This window comes from Microvirgula sp. AG722, from assembly GCF_003269145.1.
In the GTDB taxonomy this organism is placed as follows: Bacteria; Pseudomonadota; Gammaproteobacteria; order Burkholderiales; family Aquaspirillaceae; genus Microvirgula; species Microvirgula aerodenitrificans.
Window position 1 is genome coordinate 1 of record NZ_QLTJ01000008.1, and the last position, 17837, is coordinate 17837.

Annotated in this window: 17 protein-coding genes; 6 read left to right on the plus strand and 11 right to left on the minus strand. The window is 62.6% G+C overall.

The window, feature by feature from the left end; all coding sequences use genetic code 11:
* The coding region (locus DFO50_RS11325; protein WP_146745054.1) for an RHS repeat-associated core domain-containing protein at positions 1-934 on the plus strand (934 nt) is incomplete at its 5' end.
* A 311-nt stretch (positions 935-1245) separates the two neighbouring features.
* Here DFO50_RS11325 and DFO50_RS11330 read toward each other — a convergent pair.
* The 5 genes from DFO50_RS11330 to DFO50_RS11350 all read right to left on the minus strand — a co-directional run bounded on the left by DFO50_RS11330 (position 1246) and on the right by DFO50_RS11350 (position 6694).
* On the minus strand, positions 1246-2553 hold the full coding sequence (locus DFO50_RS11330) for an FAD-binding oxidoreductase (RefSeq protein ID WP_036385866.1): 1308 nt from the start codon (positions 2551-2553) through the stop codon (positions 1246-1248).
* A 55-nt stretch (positions 2554-2608) separates the two neighbouring features.
* Positions 2609-3505: an ABC transporter permease subunit gene (locus tag DFO50_RS11335; RefSeq protein WP_169735645.1), complete on the minus strand. Its 897-nt coding sequence runs from the start codon at positions 3503-3505 to the stop codon at positions 2609-2611.
* The gene (locus DFO50_RS11340; protein WP_107889873.1) at positions 3498-4412 is read right to left on the minus strand and encodes an ABC transporter permease subunit; all 915 of its coding nucleotides are present in this window, start codon (positions 4410-4412) and stop codon (positions 3498-3500) included. Before DFO50_RS11340 ends, DFO50_RS11335 begins: the two co-directional genes overlap by 8 nt.
* A gap of 10 nt (positions 4413-4422) precedes the next feature.
* Positions 4423-5535, minus strand: coding sequence for an ABC transporter ATP-binding protein (locus DFO50_RS11345; protein WP_028499197.1), 1113 nt, complete (start codon positions 5533-5535; stop codon positions 4423-4425).
* A gap of 64 nt (positions 5536-5599) precedes the next feature.
* Positions 5600-6694 carry a polyamine ABC transporter substrate-binding protein gene (locus DFO50_RS11350; protein WP_107889872.1) on the minus strand — a complete coding sequence of 365 codons (1095 nt, stop codon included), beginning with the start codon at positions 6692-6694 and terminating at the stop codon, positions 5600-5602.
* A gap of 568 nt (positions 6695-7262) precedes the next feature.
* Here DFO50_RS11350 and DFO50_RS19180 point away from each other — a divergent pair.
* From DFO50_RS19180 to DFO50_RS11360, 3 genes are all read left to right on the plus strand, one after another.
* A complete protein-coding gene (locus tag DFO50_RS19180; RefSeq protein ID WP_156952520.1) occupies positions 7263-7439 on the plus strand; it encodes a hypothetical protein in 177 nt (58 codons plus the stop codon).
* A gap of 40 nt (positions 7440-7479) precedes the next feature.
* A complete protein-coding gene (gene aguB, locus DFO50_RS11355; protein WP_107889871.1) occupies positions 7480-8352 on the plus strand; it encodes an N-carbamoylputrescine amidase in 873 nt (290 codons plus the stop codon).
* A 193-nt stretch (positions 8353-8545) separates the two neighbouring features.
* Complete coding sequence (locus DFO50_RS11360) at positions 8546-8830, plus strand: RodZ family helix-turn-helix domain-containing protein (protein WP_028499194.1); 285 nt, start codon at positions 8546-8548, stop codon at positions 8828-8830.
* A gap of 27 nt (positions 8831-8857) precedes the next feature.
* Here DFO50_RS11360 and DFO50_RS11365 read toward each other — a convergent pair whose 3' ends face one another.
* The gene (locus DFO50_RS11365) at positions 8858-9235 is read right to left on the minus strand and encodes a hypothetical protein (RefSeq protein WP_036385863.1); all 378 of its coding nucleotides are present in this window, start codon (positions 9233-9235) and stop codon (positions 8858-8860) included.
* Positions 9236-9542: 307 nt separating this feature from the next.
* Positions 9543-11708 (minus strand): hypothetical protein, encoded by a 2166-nt coding sequence (locus DFO50_RS11370; protein WP_084300041.1) that lies wholly within the window; start codon positions 11706-11708, stop codon positions 9543-9545.
* Between the two features lie 159 nt (positions 11709-11867).
* Here DFO50_RS11370 and DFO50_RS18880 point away from each other — a divergent pair, with 159 nt between their 5' ends.
* Positions 11868-12107 (plus strand): hypothetical protein, encoded by a 240-nt coding sequence (locus DFO50_RS18880; RefSeq protein WP_146745055.1) that lies wholly within the window; start codon positions 11868-11870, stop codon positions 12105-12107.
* An 11-nt stretch (positions 12108-12118) separates the two neighbouring features.
* Here DFO50_RS18880 and mmsB read toward each other — a convergent pair whose 3' ends face one another.
* The 3 genes from mmsB to DFO50_RS11385 all read right to left on the minus strand — a co-directional run bounded on the left by mmsB (position 12119) and on the right by DFO50_RS11385 (position 15853).
* Entirely contained in the window at positions 12119-13018 is a 900-nt protein-coding gene (gene mmsB, locus DFO50_RS11375; protein WP_028499192.1) for a 3-hydroxyisobutyrate dehydrogenase, read from the minus strand.
* 14 nt (positions 13019-13032) lie between these two features.
* The gene (locus DFO50_RS11380) at positions 13033-14544 is read right to left on the minus strand and encodes a CoA-acylating methylmalonate-semialdehyde dehydrogenase (protein ID WP_107889869.1); all 1512 of its coding nucleotides are present in this window, start codon (positions 14542-14544) and stop codon (positions 13033-13035) included.
* 61 nt (positions 14545-14605) lie between these two features.
* A complete protein-coding gene (locus tag DFO50_RS11385; protein WP_112692521.1) occupies positions 14606-15853 on the minus strand; it encodes an ABC transporter substrate-binding protein in 1248 nt (415 codons plus the stop codon).
* Between the two features lie 221 nt (positions 15854-16074).
* Between DFO50_RS11385 and DFO50_RS11390 the strand changes: the two genes are divergently transcribed.
* Complete coding sequence (locus DFO50_RS11390; protein WP_112692522.1) at positions 16075-17070, plus strand: LysR family transcriptional regulator; 996 nt, start codon at positions 16075-16077, stop codon at positions 17068-17070.
* On the opposite strand, the gene DFO50_RS11395 is transcribed toward DFO50_RS11390, so the two are convergent.
* Positions 17025-17834, minus strand: a complete 810-nt coding sequence (locus DFO50_RS11395) for a ScpA family protein (RefSeq protein ID WP_112692523.1) — start codon at positions 17832-17834, stop codon at positions 17025-17027. The two genes, DFO50_RS11390 and DFO50_RS11395, sit on opposite strands and share 46 nt — an antisense overlap.
* Positions 17835-17837 lie beyond the last annotated feature (3 nt).

Consider the following 17837-nt stretch of genomic DNA (forward strand, 5'->3'; position numbering starts at 1 on the left):
GCTCGGGCGCTGGATCAATCCCGATCCGGGGGGCACCATTGATGGCCTGAATCTGTTCCGCATGGTCAGCAATAATCCGCTGACGTTGCGTGACCCGGATGGGCTGAAGGGAGGAAAAGGCTATCTTTTTATGCCGATAGTGAGCCCGGATATTATGGATATGGCCATTGCAGAAAATACGCAGAGGTTATTGGTCAACAAAGCACCTTTTGATGTTTTACTCTACGATCGCGATAATCGCCGTAAGCTTCACAGTCTGTTAGGCGACTTCAGAAAAGGTGCATCTGATTCTGCTTTTGAGCAGCAGATAGTTCGCGAAATGGGATTCAACCAATACAACACAGATGTGGAATTAAATAGAAAAATGGGGAAAGGTGCCGCAATTAAAAGATTTACTTCCGCCCCAAAATATATAAGATTAGCAACAAGTCAGATGAGCACAAAAGATATAACCACCTCCCAAATTCTCAGTCAACTCAAGGAGAATGACAAGCTTCATATATTAGCTCATGGTGCTGCCGGCAAGCCATTTTTCCTTGATGAGCTTAATAACTTCATGTCAATGCAGGACCTGGCCTTCAGTCTTTACAAACATGACATGCCGGATCTTCCGCTACGGATTTTACTTAAAAGTTGTCATACGGCGGATCCCGTCAATATCAGTAACGCGCAGCCGGAAGTAAAAATCGGTGGCCCTGCCGCATTGGCTGCAGCGCAATCCTTGCGGGACGAGCTGAGGAAGCTGGATTATCGGCGGGTGCAGGTGGTTGGCTACCACGGAGCAGGGGAACGCTATGGCTTCCTGGACGATCCCGAGGCCCACCATACGCGAAAAATCGGAGGAATACATGGCATTTTGGCACGTAGCCAGAAAGTCGTTTTCAGTTGTGCCACGCCATCGACGGCTGGAGGCGCGACATTCATTCGTCGTTAACTAGCGCCCCCCATGCATGCCCACAGTCACAGACGCTCTTTCAGCCCTCCGCTGCGCCGGCACGCCGACCACCAGCAGTGTGCTGTCCGCATCGTTCGCCACAACCGCGCTGACAAGCGCATCGAATACTATGCCTTCTCATCCATCGGCCTCCCGCTCGACAGCAGTGATGCGCGACAGGCCGACAGCGGTCAGCCTGCCAACTTCCGTTACCAGTGTTCGCGTTCGGCAAGACGCTGGAAACCACCGTCTGCACCAGCCGCTACCATTACGACGCACTCGGTACGCAACGGCAGCTGGGTGATGCCGGCTCAGGGCATCAGGTCACGCAGGCGGAAATAGCTCATGGCCGCCACCAGTGCCGGTGCGCGCAGCAGGCTGCCGCCGGGAAAATCGCGATGGGGAAGGCGCTCGAACACTTTCAGTCGCTGGTCGTCACCATCGATGGCTTCGGCCACCACCCGCCCGGCCAGCCCGGTCAGCGCCACGCCATGGCCGGAGAAGCCCTGCATGAAAAAGGCCCGGCCACCATGCAGGCGGCCGAAGTGCGGGGCCCGGTTCAGCGTGATGTCGCAGAAACCACCCCATGCATAGTCGATACCGACATCGGCCAGGCCCGGAAACACCTTCAGCATGTCGGCGCGCATGCTGCCGGCCAGATCGCGCGGCGGGTGGCCGGAATAGCTGACTTTCCCGCCGAACAGCAGTCGCTGGTCGGCAGACAGCCGGTAGTAGTCAAGGACGAAGTTGCTGTCGCACACCGCGTCATTGCCCGGCAGCAGCGAGCGCGCCCTCGCCTCGCCCAGTGGCGCGGTGGCAATGACATAGGTGCCGACCGGCATGATCTTGCGCTTGAGTGACGGTTCCAGCCCACCGACCAGCGCATTGCAGGCAAACACCGCCCGCTCGGCCGACACCTGGCCAGCGGCAGTATGGATGACGATCCGCTCCCCGCTGCTGTCGACCCGGGTCGCGGCGCTGTTCTCGTACAGCCGGACGCCGGCTGCGACGGCGGCGCGGGCCAGGCCGAGCGTGTATTTCAGCGGGTGCAGATGGCCGGAGTGCGGATCGAACACGCCGCCGACGTAGCGTCCGGTATCGACCCGGCGCCGCAGGGCCGGGCGATCCAGCCATTCCAGTGCGCGATAGCCGTAGCGGGTGTCCATGTCGCGCACCCAGGTCGCCAGCGCGTCGAGATGGCGCGGCTTGTTGGCCGCATGCACATAACCGAAATGCAGGTCGCAGTCGATGGCGTGCTGCTCGCAGCGTTCGCGGACGATGTCCATCGCCTCCAGCGACCATTGCCACAGCCGCTCGCTGTCGGCCTGACCGACGGCGGACTCGAACAGGTCCAGTCCGCACGCATAGCCATTGATGATCTGTCCGCCGTTGCGGCCACTGGCGGCCCAGCCGGCGCGCGAGCCTTCCAGCAGAACCACCTCGTACCCGCGCCGGGCCAGTTCCAGCGCCGTGGACAAACCGGCCAGCCCACCGCCGATCACGCAGACATCGGCACGGGTTTCCGCCGTCAGCGCGGGCCAGACGGGAATGTCGCCGCAACTGGCAGCATAGAAGGACCCGACATGGTCCTGATGGGCACAAGCGAACAGGGATGACATGGGATTCTCTTTGAAAACGTCCGGCCACCCGGCTGTGCGCCGGGTGGCCGGAGACTCAGGCTTGCCCGGCGGCAGGCAGCCCGCCGACCAGCTTGCTCTTTTCCTCATCGCCGGCCTGGCGGAACGCGTCGGCAATGGCCTTTTCCTTCTTGCGCTGCGAACTGAGCATCAGGTAGTTGGACACGATGACCAGTGTACCGACCACCAGCACGGTAATGGCGCCCAATGCGTTGATTTCGGGGTTCAGACCGAGACGGACGCGCGAGAAAATCACCTGCGGCAGCGTGGTCGAGCCGGGGCCGGACAGGAAGGCGGTGGTTACCAGATCGTCCAGCGACAGTGTCAGCGACAGCAGGAAACCGGACGCGATCGCCTGCGAGATCAGCGGCAGCGTGATGACGAAGAAGATCTTCAGCGGCCGGGCGCCGAGGTCCATGGCGGCATCCTCGATATTGCGGTCCATCTCGACCAGCCGCGAACGGACCACCACCGACACATAGGCCATGCACAGCGTGGTATGGCCGACCCAGATGGTGAACATCCCGCGTTCGCCCGGAACGCCGATCACCTGCTGCATCGAGATGAACAGCAACAGCATCGACAGACCGGTGATCACTTCCGGCATCACCATCGGCGCCGTCAGCATGCCGGCAAACAGCGTGCTGCCGCGGAAACGCTTGAAGCGCGCCATGACGAAGCCGGCAATGGTGCCAAGGATGATCGCCGCAAAGGCCGAACTCAGTGCCACCTTGACCGACAGCCACAGCGCCGACAGCAGTTCGTCGTCCTCCAGCAGCTCCCCGTACCACTTGACCGAGAAGCCGCCCCATACCGTCACCAGCTTGGAGTCGTTGAACGAGTAGACGATCAGGCTGATGATCGGCACGTACAGGAACAGGTAGCCCAGTATCAGGCACAGCTTCAGGAAGCCGGGCAGTTTCTGATTATCCACGATCGCCCTCCAGTTGCCGGGTCTCATAGCGGTGGAAGAACACGATCGGCAGGATCAACAGGCAGACCATGACGATTGCCACGCTGGAGGCCATCGGCCAGTTGTTGTTGTCGAAGAACTCGTTCCACAGCACCTTGCCGATCATCAGCGTCTCGGTGCCGCCGACCAGTTCCGGGATGACGAACTCGCCAACCGCCGGAATGAACACCATCATCGAGCCGGCAATGATGCCGCCCTTGGACAGGGGCAGCGTGATGGCCAGGAAGGCTTTCCATGGCCGGGCACCGAGATCCCCGGCCGCTTCCAGCAGCCGCAGGTCCATTTTCACCAGGTGGGCATACAGCGGCAGGATCATGAACGGCAGGTAGGCATAGACCATCACCACATACAGCGAGAAGTCGGTATGCATCATCCGCAGCGGCTCGCTGATCACGCCCAGACCGAGCAGCAGGTTGTTGATCAGCCCGTTGTCCTTGAGGATGCCCATCCAGGCATACACGCGGATCAGGAACGAGGTCCAGAACGGCAGCATCACCAGCAGCAGCAAGGTATTGCGCGCCGCCGGGCTGGCACGGGCGATCGCATAGGCGATCGGGTAGCCGATCAGCAGGCAGGCGATGGTGGTGACTGCCGCCACTTTCAGCGAGCTCAGGTAGGTGTCGATGTACAGCTCGTCGCTGAACAGGAACGCGTAGTTCTCCAGGTTGAAGGCAAACGTGACCCGGCTGCCTTCGCTGGACATCAGCGCCGTGAACGGCGGGACGGCGATGTCGACCTCGGAAAAGCTGATTTTCAGCACGATGAAGAACGGGGCGAGGAAAAACAGCAGCAACCAGAAATACGGGATGCCGATCACGGTTCCCCTGCCCGGCCTGAGCCAGGCGTCGAGAGTGCGCTTGAGATTCATGGCTGCCTCCTTACTGGGTCAGCACCACGGGCATGTCGGCGCGCCAGCTGATGAACACCGGATCACCCCAGGTCGGCGCTTCCTCGCCCGCTTCATACCAGCGGGTGGACGGCACCATCGATTTGACCACTTTCCCGGTCGCCAGCCTGATGTGGTACACCGAGTAGCTGCCGAGGTAGGCGATCTCCTTGACCTCGCCTTTCACCGCGTTGGCGGCATGGGCCGGCGCATGCCGATCCACATGGACGTCCTCGGGCCGGACGCTCGCCCAGACTTCCATGCCCTTCGGGCCGGAAATGCCATGGTCGATGCAGATGCGTCCGCCGAAGACGTCCGAGTCGATCTCGATGTGATCCGGTTCGTCCACCACCACCTTGCCGTGGAACATATTGGTCTCGCCGATGAATTCGGCGGTAAAGCGGCAGTTGGGGAAGTCATAGACCTGGCTGGGCGAGCCGACCTGCAGCAGGCAGCCCTCGCTCATGATGCCGATGCGGCCGGCCATGGTCATCGCCTCCTCCTGGTCATGGGTGACCAGCATGCAGGTCACGCCGACTTTCTCCAGCGTATTGACCAGTTCGAGCTGGGTCTGCTGGCGCAGCTTCTTGTCCAGCGCGCCGAGCGGTTCGTCGAGCAGCAACAGCTTCGGTCGCTTGGCCAGGCTGCGCGCCAGGGCGACACGCTGCTGCTGGCCACCGGACAACTGGTACGGCTTGCGGTTCGCGTACTTGCTCATCTGCACCAGCGCGAGCATTTCCTTGACCCGGTCGTCGATGTCCTTTTTCGCCATCCGGTCCTGCTTCAGGCCGAAGGCGATGTTTTCGCCGACCGTCATGTGCGGGAACAGCGCATAGCTCTGGAACATCATGTTGATCGGCCGCTCGTACGGCGGCAGTGCAGTGATGTCCTGCCCGTCGAGGATGATGCGGCCGCTGGTCGGGCGGTCCATGCCGGCCAGCATGCGCAGCAGCGTCGACTTGCCGGAGCCGGACGAACCGAGCAGCGCGAAGATCTCCTGCCGCTCGACATCGAGGCTGACATGGTCGACCGCCAGCGTGTCGCCGAATTTCTTCACGACATTGACGATCTGCAGATACGGTTTCTTTTCGGTGTGGTCATTCATGGCGATTTCTCCCCGCCGTCCCGATACGGCAGTGCCGGGACGGTGGTCTGGGCGTTCAGGGGAATTAGCGGCCGGTCTTGACCGTGGTCCACAGCCGGGTCACGCCGCGCTGCACATCGGCGGGCTGCACGTTCCGCGTCCACAGCACCTGCTTGATCGCGTCGTTCGGGTAGACGTTGGGGTCGCCCGAAATCGCCTTGTTGACCAGGGGTGTCGCCGCCTTGTTTGCATTGGCATAGAACACCTGGTTGGAAATGTCAGCCACGACATCGGGCCGCATGATGAAATCGAGGAACTTGTGCGCCGCCTCGACGTTCTTTGCGTCCTTCGGAATCGCCATCATGTTCGCCCACAGCGTGGCGCCGGTTTTCGGGATGATGACCTTGATCCTGACACCGTTCTTCGCTTCCTTCGCCCGCTGGTTGGCGATCAGCAGGTCGCCGGAATAACCGAGCGCCAGACACAGCTCGCCATTGGCCATCTCGTTGATATAGGAAGACGAGTTGAAGCGGGTGATATACGGGCGCACTGCTTCCAGTGTCTTCGCCGCTTCCTTGTAGTCATTGAGACTGGTACTGACCGGGCTCTTGCCGATATAGCGCAGTACCGACGGGAACACATCATTGCCGGAGTTCAGCACCGACACGCCGCAGCGCTTGAGCTTGCTGACGTATTTCGGGTTGTACAGCAGCTCCCACTCATTGGCCGGGTAATCGGCGCCCAGTGCCGCCTTGACCTTGTCGACATTGATGCCGATCGTGGTCGTGCCCCACATGTACGGTACCGAATACGCATTGCCCGGATCGCTGGCGGCGAACTTGGCCAGCAGTGCCGGATCGAGGTTTTTCCAGTTCGGCAGTTTCGAGCGGTCGAGTTTCTGGTACACGCCGGACTGGATCTGCTTGCTGAGGAAGTCGTTGGACGGGTTGACCAGATCGTAGCCGGACTTGCCGGTCAGCAGCTTGGCCTGCAGGGTCTCGTCCGAGTCATAGACATCGTAGCGGACCTTGATGCCGGTTTCCTTCTCGAACCTGGCAACGGTGTCCTTGGCGATGTAGTCGGACCAGTTGTAGATATGGAGTTCGCCGCCGGCAGCCATGGCGTGAACGGCCCACCCGACAGCAACCGCCGCCGCCCCAATGCGGAAAATATGCTTCATGTCGTTTCTCTTCCTCTAGTTCCCAGACGACGGTCCGGGGGACCGTTCGTCGACATCCGCCTGGATGCCTGACCCGTGGATTGCAAAAGTCGGGCCAGCCCGGAAAAGCGTGGCGAACTGCATCGTTGCGCCGCATTCCCGGTTTCCGTGCGGGATTCTGTGTCCGGTCTGCGCCGGATAATGCCGGATTGTTTAACACCTTCGACACCCGGCCCAGAATAGAGACGTTTAATAAAATTGACAACAAACACACAGCGCTTATCGCAATGCCAAATGAATATCTTGTTTTGCAGTGCAATAAGCCATATTGCACTGCCGCAGAGCATTTCCGCGCGAAATCAGTGCATGAAACAGGTCATGCAGCAGCCATTTCAGGCACGAATAACCACTGGCCGCATCATCGGGCGTTTATTATTCTTGACGAAAGAGGCCAAACCAGACACCTTGGCCGTGCAATAAATTGAGCACCCGGCATTAACTGGCATGCCAATTGCAAAACAGGAAACGTCCACCCGGACACCACGGCACCATCAACCGGCACGATGGCCCACCACCAGGAGACGGAACCATGCATACCCCGAGCAGCAGGACCCGACGCGGTTTCTTTGAGCTGGATCGACTGACGACCCACAGACCGGAAGCGCCCGGTCCGACCGTGCGCGATAATCTGGTCAGCGATGCCCCGTCGGGCATCGATCACCCGCGGACGGAACGACCGGACTGGCTGCCGCGCAAGCCGCGCTAGCCGGCCGGAACACGCCCGGCCGCGCCGACCGAGGATCAAGATGAGACCTGTTACCGTCGCCGCAACGCAGATGGCCTGCGACTGGGACCGTGAACGCAATATCGACAACGCCATCGGACTGGTGCGCGAAGCCGCCAGCCGCGGCGCCGGGCTGATCCTGCTGCAGGAACTGTTCGAGACACCGTATTTCTGCATCGACCAGCATGCGCCGCTGTTCGAGCTGGCGCAGCCGCTGGAAACCCACGGCTGGCTGCCGCGCTTCCAGGCGCTGGCGCGCGAACTTGGCGTGGTGCTGCCGGTCAGCTTTTTCGAGCGTGCCGGCCAGAGCCATTTCAACAGCGTGGCCATGATCGACGCCGACGGCACACTGCTCGGCCGCTACCGGAAGATGCACATCCCCGACGGCCCCGGCTACCAGGAAAAATACTACTTCAGCCCCGGCGATCTCGGCTTCAAGGTCTGGGATACCCGGGTCGGCCGGATCGGCGTCGGCATCTGCTGGGACCAGTGGTTTCCGGAATGCGCCCGCGCCATGGCGCTGATGGGGGCGGAAATCCTGCTGTATCCGACCGCCATCGGCAGCGAGCCGCATGATGCAGGCATCCAGTCGGCCGACCACTGGATCCGGGTCCAGCAGGGCCATGCCGCGGCCAATGTGATGCCGCTGCTGGCCAGCAACCGCATCGGTACCGAAACCATGGACGGTGGCAGCGACACCTTCCATGGCCGTTCGTTCATTGCCGGGCCGGAAGGCGAACTGGTGGCGGAAGCCTCCGCTGACCGTCGCGAGGTGCTGGTCCACACTTTCGACCTCGACGCCATTGCCGCCAAGCGCCGCGCCTGGGGAGTATTCCGCGATCGGCGGCCGGAATACTATCGCGCGCTGACCACGCTGGACGGCACCATCCGCTGACCCGCCGCGTGCCGACAGTTGCTGCCGGCACGCGAAACGGGCCTGAAGCGTCCGGCTCGTTCATAATGTGGGTGACATTGAATCTGGCGCAAATTCCAGACCGTATGCATAGCTGATAATTCGTCCCGCCTGCGCACTGCCACTCCCCGGCAGTGCAGCCGGCTTCCCCCATTTGACCGCGGACCCCTCTCCCATGCAGACACAAAGCGAACTCGTGGCACGTATCGGCAACCAGCTCAGGGAGGCACGCGAGCAGCAGCGCTACACCCTTGCCCAGGTCGCCGCGGCGATGCACCGTTCGCAGTCGCAGATCGCCGCGCTGGAGGCCGGCGACGAGACGCGCCTGCCGGAGTGGGTCTATGTGGTCGGCATCATCCGCAGCTACAGCAAGCTGCTGGGCGTCGAGATCGAAGCCTGCCTGCGGGTGGGCGATGCCTACGACGGCATCGCGCCGCCGGTCGCCGTGCCGGAAGAATAGGAGTCCAGCCCCGACCGGGGCTGCGGGTCAGGATGCCGAGGTCGAGGAAAAACGATCCAGCGTGCGCCCCTTGTCACTGACTTCACAGACGACGCTCATCTTGCGCAGCTCGCTGTTCGGCAGCGCCATCGAGTAGCTGGCCTCGACCGCGTAGCGGTCCCGGCCCAGACTGCGAACGCGGAATGGCGAATGCAGCAGGTTCTCGCCCAGACCGCCGGCAGTCAGGGTATTGGCTTCTATCGCGTTGCGACAGGTGCGTTCGGCACTGACGGCAAACGCGTCGGCCGGCGGGCTGGCCTCCGGCGTCTTGCTGCATGCCGCGGTCGCACCAAGCCCGGCAGCAAGCAGCAGACAGCGGTATGACGGTGCGTGAATCAGGAGTCGGGAAATCGGCAATCGGATCATGCGCGGATGATATCACGGGCAAAATCGCCATTCCGCAGGAATGATGGAAGAAAACGGCGGTGCCAGGGCACTGCCGTCAGACTGTCCATAAACCTTGCCCGCAAAGAACGGACGAGCGAAGCGAGGTTTCCCCGCGGCGGCGGGGACGGAAGAGGCAGGATTCGATCAGGCAGACTGCCGTGCTCACGGCAGATTCTGTCAGTCGGGCATGTACCAACGCCACTGTGAACGTTGGCGCCCACCTTTATCAGCAGTCTGACGGCTGTGCCAGGGCACAGCCGTTGTCCGGGTGGCGGGAAGCGGAGACTCAGTGGCCGGAGGACGACGGGATCGGCAGGCCGTAGTCGTTCAGCGACACGACCCGCGTCTTGCCGATGCGGTGGCGGTAGATCTCGCGCAGGTACTTGATCGCCTTCTTCACGTTCTCGCGCGTCAGACGGATATCGTTGATCGACACGAACTTGCTCTGGTCGCGGATCAGTTCGCGATATTTCTTTTCGTACATCGGCTTGATCGCATACCAGTTGGTATCGAGGATCTTGGCCGGGTTCTCGTACTCGTGCAGCATCGAATCGACCGCCGACTCGTCGAATTCCTCGGCCTTGATGAAGTCGAGGATCGCATTGTCCAGGCTCTCGTCGTAGCGATACTGGTCGTGAGCGAAGCAGCGCTTGATAAAGGCCACGAACAGGGTCAGGAAGTCGTCGCTCAGGCAGGCGCTCTTGACCACCAGCGTGGTCAGCGACAGATTGGCCGACGCCCCGATCACCAGCGCATAGCGCTTCAGCGTGGTGTTCGGGAACAGGCTGTTCAGGTGCGATTTCAGCCGGTTCAGGTCCATGTACGACAGCTTGTAGCCCTTCGGCAGCGACACGATCGACACCACCGACGAGCAGTTCTTGAAGAAGAACAGGTCGCTGAGCTTGGTCGCGTCGTAGCCGGAGCGCTTGTACTCGTCCAGCGCGGCACGATAGCGGTCCGATTCGATCGGCAGCAGGCTGATGCCTTCGATCGCCTGGGTCGCGCGGTTGAAGTGCGGCAGGTCGATCGAGCGGAAGAACAGGTCGTCGATATCCAGTCGCAGCGGCTCGCCGTCCAGCGCGGTGGCCGGCAGTTCCGGCACCACCGATTCGGCATAGGCCACGGCGACCGGGCCGGCCAGGCTCATGAACAGGTCGTTGGCATCCAGGCGGATGGTTTCGCCGATGTCGATGCCGGCACGACGGAAATAGTTCTGGTCGTAGTCGGTCGTCACCGCCTGCGCAGTCAGGATGTTGAAGATCTGCTGCGAGATGTACTGGTTGGCGTGACGCTCCATGGCGTTCACGTCGATGTTCTGGATGTTGCCGTCGTCGCTTTCCTCGGCGTAACGCATGATGTCGTTGGAGATCAGCATCATGGCGTTCCACGGCCGCATGCGGCGCATCACGCTTTCGGCGTTCGACTCTTCCGTGTCGAAGTTGTACGAGAAGTCCCACTCTTCGGACAGATACTTGCACAGCAGACGACCGGCATTGATATGCAGCGCCTCGGACACTTCGACCCGGCTGTCGGAGATGTTCGGCAGGATGCAGATGCTGCTGGTGAAGATCGGCTCGAACACGAACGAGTAGCCGCGGTTGCCTTCGTCCTCGGACTCGGTCCGGGTGTCGAAAGTCTTGCTCATGTACGCATACTGCTGCGCCAGGCCGAATTCGGACGCCATGCCGGAACCGGTGCCGCCGCCTGCACTGAAAATGTAGAAATACAGTCGCGACTGGTTGGCCTTTATCCCGCACGAGTCGATCAGGTACGAGTGGATGAATTTCCAGTCGGCGTTCGAGAAGTGCTGGGTATCCTTGTTCAGGATGATCTTGGCCAGGTACTGGCCGAGAATCGGCGCGTTGCCGGCGCCGCCGGCATGGACCTCGGACAGGTCCATGATTTTCATCTTGTTGTAGTCTTCGAGGAAACCGCTCTGCTCGCCCTTGCGCGACAGGTGGATGCGGCCCTTGATGTCCTTGTCCAGGTCACCGAGCATCACCATCGGTTCGATCAGGAACACCGGCTTGGCAGCCCGGTTCGGCGACATCAGCAGATTGCGGCGGATCCAGCTGACCGGGCGGTATTCCTTCTCGACCGGCTGCTTTTCCTCGGCATTGAATTCGTTCAGGTAGAACTTGCGCGCGTTGTAGACCAGCGAGGCCACGTCGACCGCGATGTTCGAGCCGCAGCGCCCGAGCCCGATCAGGCACACCGACGGGAACTGCTGGCTGCTCGGCTGCTCGATCAGCTCGCCGGGCACTTCCGGCGGGAACACCTGGGCGCGCAGACCGTCCAGATTTTCCAGAATGCGTTCGAAATCACGCTCGGTGAAATAACGACAGTGGTCGGTGGAGAACACTTCCTTCGCTTTCCGGGCGGGGTGCCGGGGTTCGACCTTTTCCAGGGCAGGAAAGTCCAGCGAGGAAATCGACTCATCAATTGTTTTCATATTTCAGCATTCTGGCGGTTGCGAAGCGGCATACAGTCGGAGGCCGTCCGTCTGTTCAGCGACCGGACGCCCTGCCCTGGGCTCAAGCGGATCCGGTCCCGGCCCGAATTTGGATACTCGCGCGTAGGATTTGTCTTAGTCAAGCGAAGTTCACCATAGTTGCTGCCGGAAATTTTTGCTGCTCCGCAAGCAAAGTGGTTTTTTTGTTGCGATCCGTCATTTTTCAATGCAGATGCAAATTACATAGCCGATTTTATCATTTTGCCGCGCGGCGTAGACGACAGATTGCAATTTGGCAAGTTTGTGGCAAAAAAAGGTCAACAAGCTGATTGTAAAAGCAAAAAAACTGCCCTGCAGGAAAAGACCTGCAGGAACAGTTTTTTCTGCGACGAACGGTGAGACGACCGGGGTCAGGACGGATCCTGTCGGCCCAGCATACGAAAAATGCTGGAAAAATCGAGTCCGCCGGCCCCGTTCTTGCTGTGCAGATCGAACAGATTGCGCGCCAGCGCGCCCATCGGCGTCGAGGCCTGGCTGGCCAGCGCGCTCTGTTCGGCCAGACCCAAGTCCTTCAGCATCAGATCGACACCGAACCCGCCACCGTAGTCGCGCGACGCCGGCACGCCCTCCATCACGCCAGGACACGGGTTATAGACGTCCAGCACCCAGTTGTGGCCGCTGCTCTGGCGCATCACCTCCGACACCACCTTCGGGTCGAGCCCGTTGGCGATGCCAAGCCGGATGGCCTCGCAGGTGCCGATCATCTGGATGCCGAGCAGCATGTTGTTGCAGACTTTCACCGCCTGGCCGGCGCCATGGCCACCGGCATGGAACACCGCCCGCCCCATGATCTCCAGCAGTGGCCGCGCCCGCTCCAGTGCGGCAGCGTCACCGCCGACCATGAAGGTCAGCTTGCCGTCGCGGGCCCCGGCCGTCCCGCCAGACACCGGCGCATCGATCATGTCGAAGCCGCGTTCGGCCGCCTGTTCCGCCACCCGGCGCGCGCTGTCCGGGGCAATGGTCGAGCAGTCGACCAGCAGCGTGCCGGGTGCGGCGGTGTCGAGGATGCCGCCCGCCGGCAGATAACACTGTTCGACATGCTTGCTGGCCGGCAGCATGGTGATGACCACATCCGCGCCGGCCACGGCATCGGCGACCGATGCCGCGATCTGTCCGCCGGCCGCGGCCAGTTGCTCCAGCGCGGCAGCGACCAGGTCGAAGCCGCGCACGGCATGCCCGGCCGCCAGCAGGTTTCTGGCCATCGGCAGACCCATATTGCCCAGACCGATAAAAGCGATGGTGTGTGACATGACGAGACTCCGGCTCAGTGCATGGAAATGGTGGTGTTGATGCGGCCCGCCGCATCGGCGTCCGGCTCGAACCAGCGCGCGGTCACGGTCTTGGTCTGGGTCCAGAATTGCACCGCCTGCTTGCCGTTCGGCCCCAGGTCGCCCAGTTTCGATGCCCGCGAACCGGTAAAGCTGAAATAGGCGACCGGTACCGGGATCGGCACATTGATGCCGACCTGGCCGACATCAATATCCTGCTCGAACGTCCGCGCCGCCCAGCCGGACGAGGTGAAGATCGACGTACCATTGCCGTTCGGATTGGCGTTGATGAAGCGGATCGCTTCCTCCAGCGTGTCGACCTCGACCACGCACAGCACCGGGCCGAAAATTTCCTGGTGATAGATGTCCATATCGGCACTGACGCCGGCGAACAGCGTCGGCCCGACGAAGTTGCCGTCCGGGTAGCCGTCGACCTTGCAGTCACGGCCGTCGACCAGCAGCGTCGCGCCCTGCTCCACCCCGCTGCCGATCAGTTGCTCGACCCGGCGCTTTGCCGCCGGCGACACCAGCGGGCCGAGGTCGGCTTCGCGGTCGGTACCGGGGCCGACCCGCATGGCGCGGGTGCGGTCGGCGATTTCCGGCAGCCAGTCGCGCGCGGTCCCCACCAGCACCGCGACCGAGTTGGCCATGCAGCGCTGGCCGGCGGCGCCGAACGCCGAACCGAGCAGGTGGTTGATCGCCTGCGACGCGTTGGCGTCCGGCATCACCACGCAGTGGTTCTTGGCGCCCATCATCGCCTGCACCCGCTTGCCGGCATCGCTGGCACGGCGGTAGATCTGGGTGCCGACCGCGGTCGAGCCGATAAACGACAGCGCCTTGATATCGGGATGGTCGCACAGCATGCCGGCCACTTCCGGTCCGCCATGAACCACATTCAGCACTCCCGGCGGCAGCCCGGCTTCGTGCGCCAGCTCGACCAGCAGCATGGTCGAGGACGGGTCCTGTTCGGACGGCTTCAGCACAAAGGTGTTGCCGCAGGCAATGGCCATCGGGAACATGAAGCACGGCAGCATGACCGGGAAATTGAACGCGGTGATGCCGGCGCCCACGCCGAGCGGCTGCAGCCGGGTGTACACATCGACGCCCCCGGCGGCATTGCCGGCCAACTCGCCCTGCTGCAGGGTGGTGATCGCGCACGCATGCTCGACTGCCTCCAGTCCGCGCATGACTTCGCCCTCGGCATCCGGCAGGGTCTTGCCGTGCTCGCGGGTGATCAGGCTGGACAGCGGCCCGACATTGTCGCGAATCAGTTGCTGCAGCCGCAGCATGATGCGCATGCGCTGGCCGAGCGAGGTCTGCCGCCAGCTGGCGTACGCATCGCGGGCATTGCTGATGGCCAGCCGGACTTCGTCCCCGGTCGCGAACGGCACGCGGGCGACCACCTCCTGGGTGGCCGGGTCGACGACATCGCGCCACTCGGTGGTTTTCGACTGGACCGGCAGGCCGCCGATAAACAGCGGGATGTTCGGAATGCTGGACGAACTCATTGGGGCTCTCCTTGATGAAGGGTCGCACGTTCCCCGCCTTCTCCGCCGGGGAACGGCCGGATCAGACAGGTTTCAGCAGCTTGCAGGCGCCGGGATCGAGCGGCTTGAATGCCTGCCGGGCCGGAATGGGGGTCACCAGCTTCAGGTAGTCCCACGGCGCCTTCGACTCGGCCGGCGTCTTGACCTGGAACAGGTACATATCGTGGATCACCCGCCCGTCGGGCCGGATGGACGCATTGCGCATCACCGGGTCGCTGATTGGAATTTCGCGCATTTTCTTCGCCACAGTGGCCGCATCCACGCTCTGGCTGGCGGCGACCGCCTTCAGGTAATGATAGACACTGGAGTACACGCCGGCCTGGACCATGGTCGGCTTGTTGCCGCTGAAACGGGCCTCGAAGCGCTTCGAGAACGCACGCGTGCGCTCATCGAAATCCCAGTAGAAGCCGTCGGCAAAGGTCAGCCCCTGCGCGGTCTTCAGACCGAGCGCATGCACGTCGGACAGAAACAGCAGCAAGGCGGCCAGCCGCTGGTTCTGACTGTTGCCGACACCGAATTCGCGCGCCTGCTTGATCGCGTTGACCGTGTCCTGGCCGCCGCTGGCCAGACCGATCACCTGGGCTTTCGACGCCTGCGCCTGCATCAGGTACGACGAAAAATCATTGGTATTCAGCGGATGGCGGATGCGTCCGACCACCGTGCCGCCGAGTTTTTTCACCACGTCGCCGGCGTCCTGCTCCAGCGACTGGCCGAATGCGTAGTCGACGGTGACGAAATACCATGACTTCTGCCCTAGCCGGGTCAGCGCCGCCGCCGTGCCGACCGCCTGCGAATAGGTGTCGAACATCCAGTGGAAGCCGTATGGCGAGCAGTCCTCATTGGTCAGCCGGGTGGTGGCCGGGCCGCTGTACAGCGCGATAACCCCCTTGTCCAGCGCCAGCTTCTGGATGGCCAGCGCGGCCGCCGAGTTGGTCAGGTCGGCCAGCGCATTGACCTTGTTGCGGTCGATCCACTCGCGCGCCTTGGCTGCGGCGACATCGGCCTTGTTCTGGTGATCGGCCGACAGCAGCTCGATCTTCAGCCCCTTGCATTCGGCCTTCAGGCAGTCTTCGATCGCCATATTGGCGGCAATGACCGAGCCCTTGCCGCCCATGCCGGCATAGTTGCCGGACATGTCGGTCAGCACGCCGAGGCGGACGGTGTTGCCGGGAATCTGTGCCAGGGCCGGCGCGGCGACAAAGGCGCAGGTCAGCGCACTGGCGACGAGGGACCGGCGGCGCAGGGCCACCGCGTGCGGGATACCATTCATGTGATCTCCTCCTGTGGGCGCGCTGCATCAGCAGTGCGCTGTCTCCTGGCGACGCCGGCTTGCTCTCTGCCGGAGCGGAATGGCGTGGCGTCGCCGCCTTGGGCAGGCAGGTCGATACTAGGGGTCGCCGGATTGTTGGACAATAGGCACGCAACCAATGCAACTGTGCAAAAATGCACAGCGGGCTTCATATTGCAGTGCCGCATAAAGGGAGACAGAAGATGGACTGGGACAATCTGCGTGTCTTTCTGGAGATTGCCCGCAGCGAGACGCTGGTACAGGCGGCGCGGCGGCTGGGCATGGACCACTCGACGGTGTCGCGGCGGCTGCGCCGTTTCGAGCAGCAGCTGGGCAGCCAGTTGTTCGAGCGCAACAACCAGGGCGCGGCGCTGACGCCGCAGGGCTACCAGTTGCTGGAATACGCGCGGCAGATGGAAAGCACCCTGCAGCAGGCGACGGAACATGTCGCCGGCCATGACCGGCAGCTGTTCGGCCGGGTCCGGGTCGGGGCGACCGAGGGCTTCGGCAGCTATGTGCTGGCGCCGCTGCTGGCGCACTTCTGCCATCGCCATCCGCAGATCGCCGCCGATGTCCTGCCGGTGCCGCGCTTCGTCAATCTGTCCAAGCACGAGGCCGACGTGGCGATCTCGATCGAGCGGCCGCAGAGTGGCCCGTATATCGTCAGCAAGCTGACCGACTACCGGCTCGGCCTGTATGCCACTGCCGGCTATCTGGAACGCCATGCGCCGATCCGCCAGCGCGACGATCTGGCAGCGCACGCGCTCATCGGTTACGCCGACGACCTGCTGTTCAGTGAGGAATTGCGCTATCTCGGCGATATCGCGCCCGGCGCGCGGCTGAATGTGCGCAGCAGCAGCGTGATCGCCCAGTTCACCGCGGCCCAGCGCGGCTTCGGGCTGGCGGTCTTGCCGTGTTTTCTCGCCAGCCACAGCGACAGCCTGCTGCCGGTGCTGGCGCACGACGTCCAGGTAGTGCGCCAGTTCTGGATCGTGGCACCGCAGGAGCGCCGCCACCTTGCCCGTGTCGCTGCGCTGTGGGACTACCTGCGTGCGGCCATGGACGCGAACCGGCCGTTCATGATGGGCGACACGCGGGACATGGACTGGCCGGACGATGCCGGCCCGGACAGCCCGTCAGCGACCGGCCGGGCTCAGCCGACCGCGCGCGCCACCGGCTGCACCGACAGTCGCACGTAGATCGGGGCATAGGCCTGGTCCTGGCTGATGACCACCATGCCCTCCTTCGCCAGTTCCAGCATGGCGATGAAGTTGACCACCACATGGCTGACGCCGAGCTCCGGCACGAACAGCTCACCAAATTCGACGAACGGTTTCAGCGCCAGGATGCGCAGCATGGCGCTCATCTGCTCGCGTACCGACAGCTCGTCCTGCTGGATCTGGTGATGCTTGTGATGGCGGGCACGGGCGAGGATGGCCATCCACGCCTGCTTCAGGTCGGCGACGCCGATCTCCGGCAGGCGTTTTTCCGCGCTCTGCTCGACCAGGATCGCCAGCCAGGCAAAGTCGCGCTCGGCCTGCGGCAGCCGGTCGAGTTCCAGTGCCGCCAGCTTCATCTGCTCGTACTCAAGCAGCCGGCGTACCAGTTCGGCGCGCGGGTCCTCGACTTCGTTTTCCAGTTCGGACGGCGGCTTCGGCAGCAGCATGCGCGACTTGATCTCGATCAGCAGCGCCGCCATCAGCAGGTACTCGGCGGCCAGTTCCAGCCGCGCCGTCAGCATGGTCTCGATGTACTCCATGTACTGCGCGGTGATGCGCGCCATCGGAATGTCGACCACGTTCAGGTTCTGCTTGCGGATCAGGTACAGCAGCAGGTCGAGCGGTCCCTCGAAACTTTCGAGGATGACGCGCAGCGCATCCGGCGGGATGAACAGGTCCTGCGGCGCCTCGGTGACCGGCTCGCCGAACACCAGGGCCAGCGGCAGTTGCAGCGGTGCGCTCAAGAC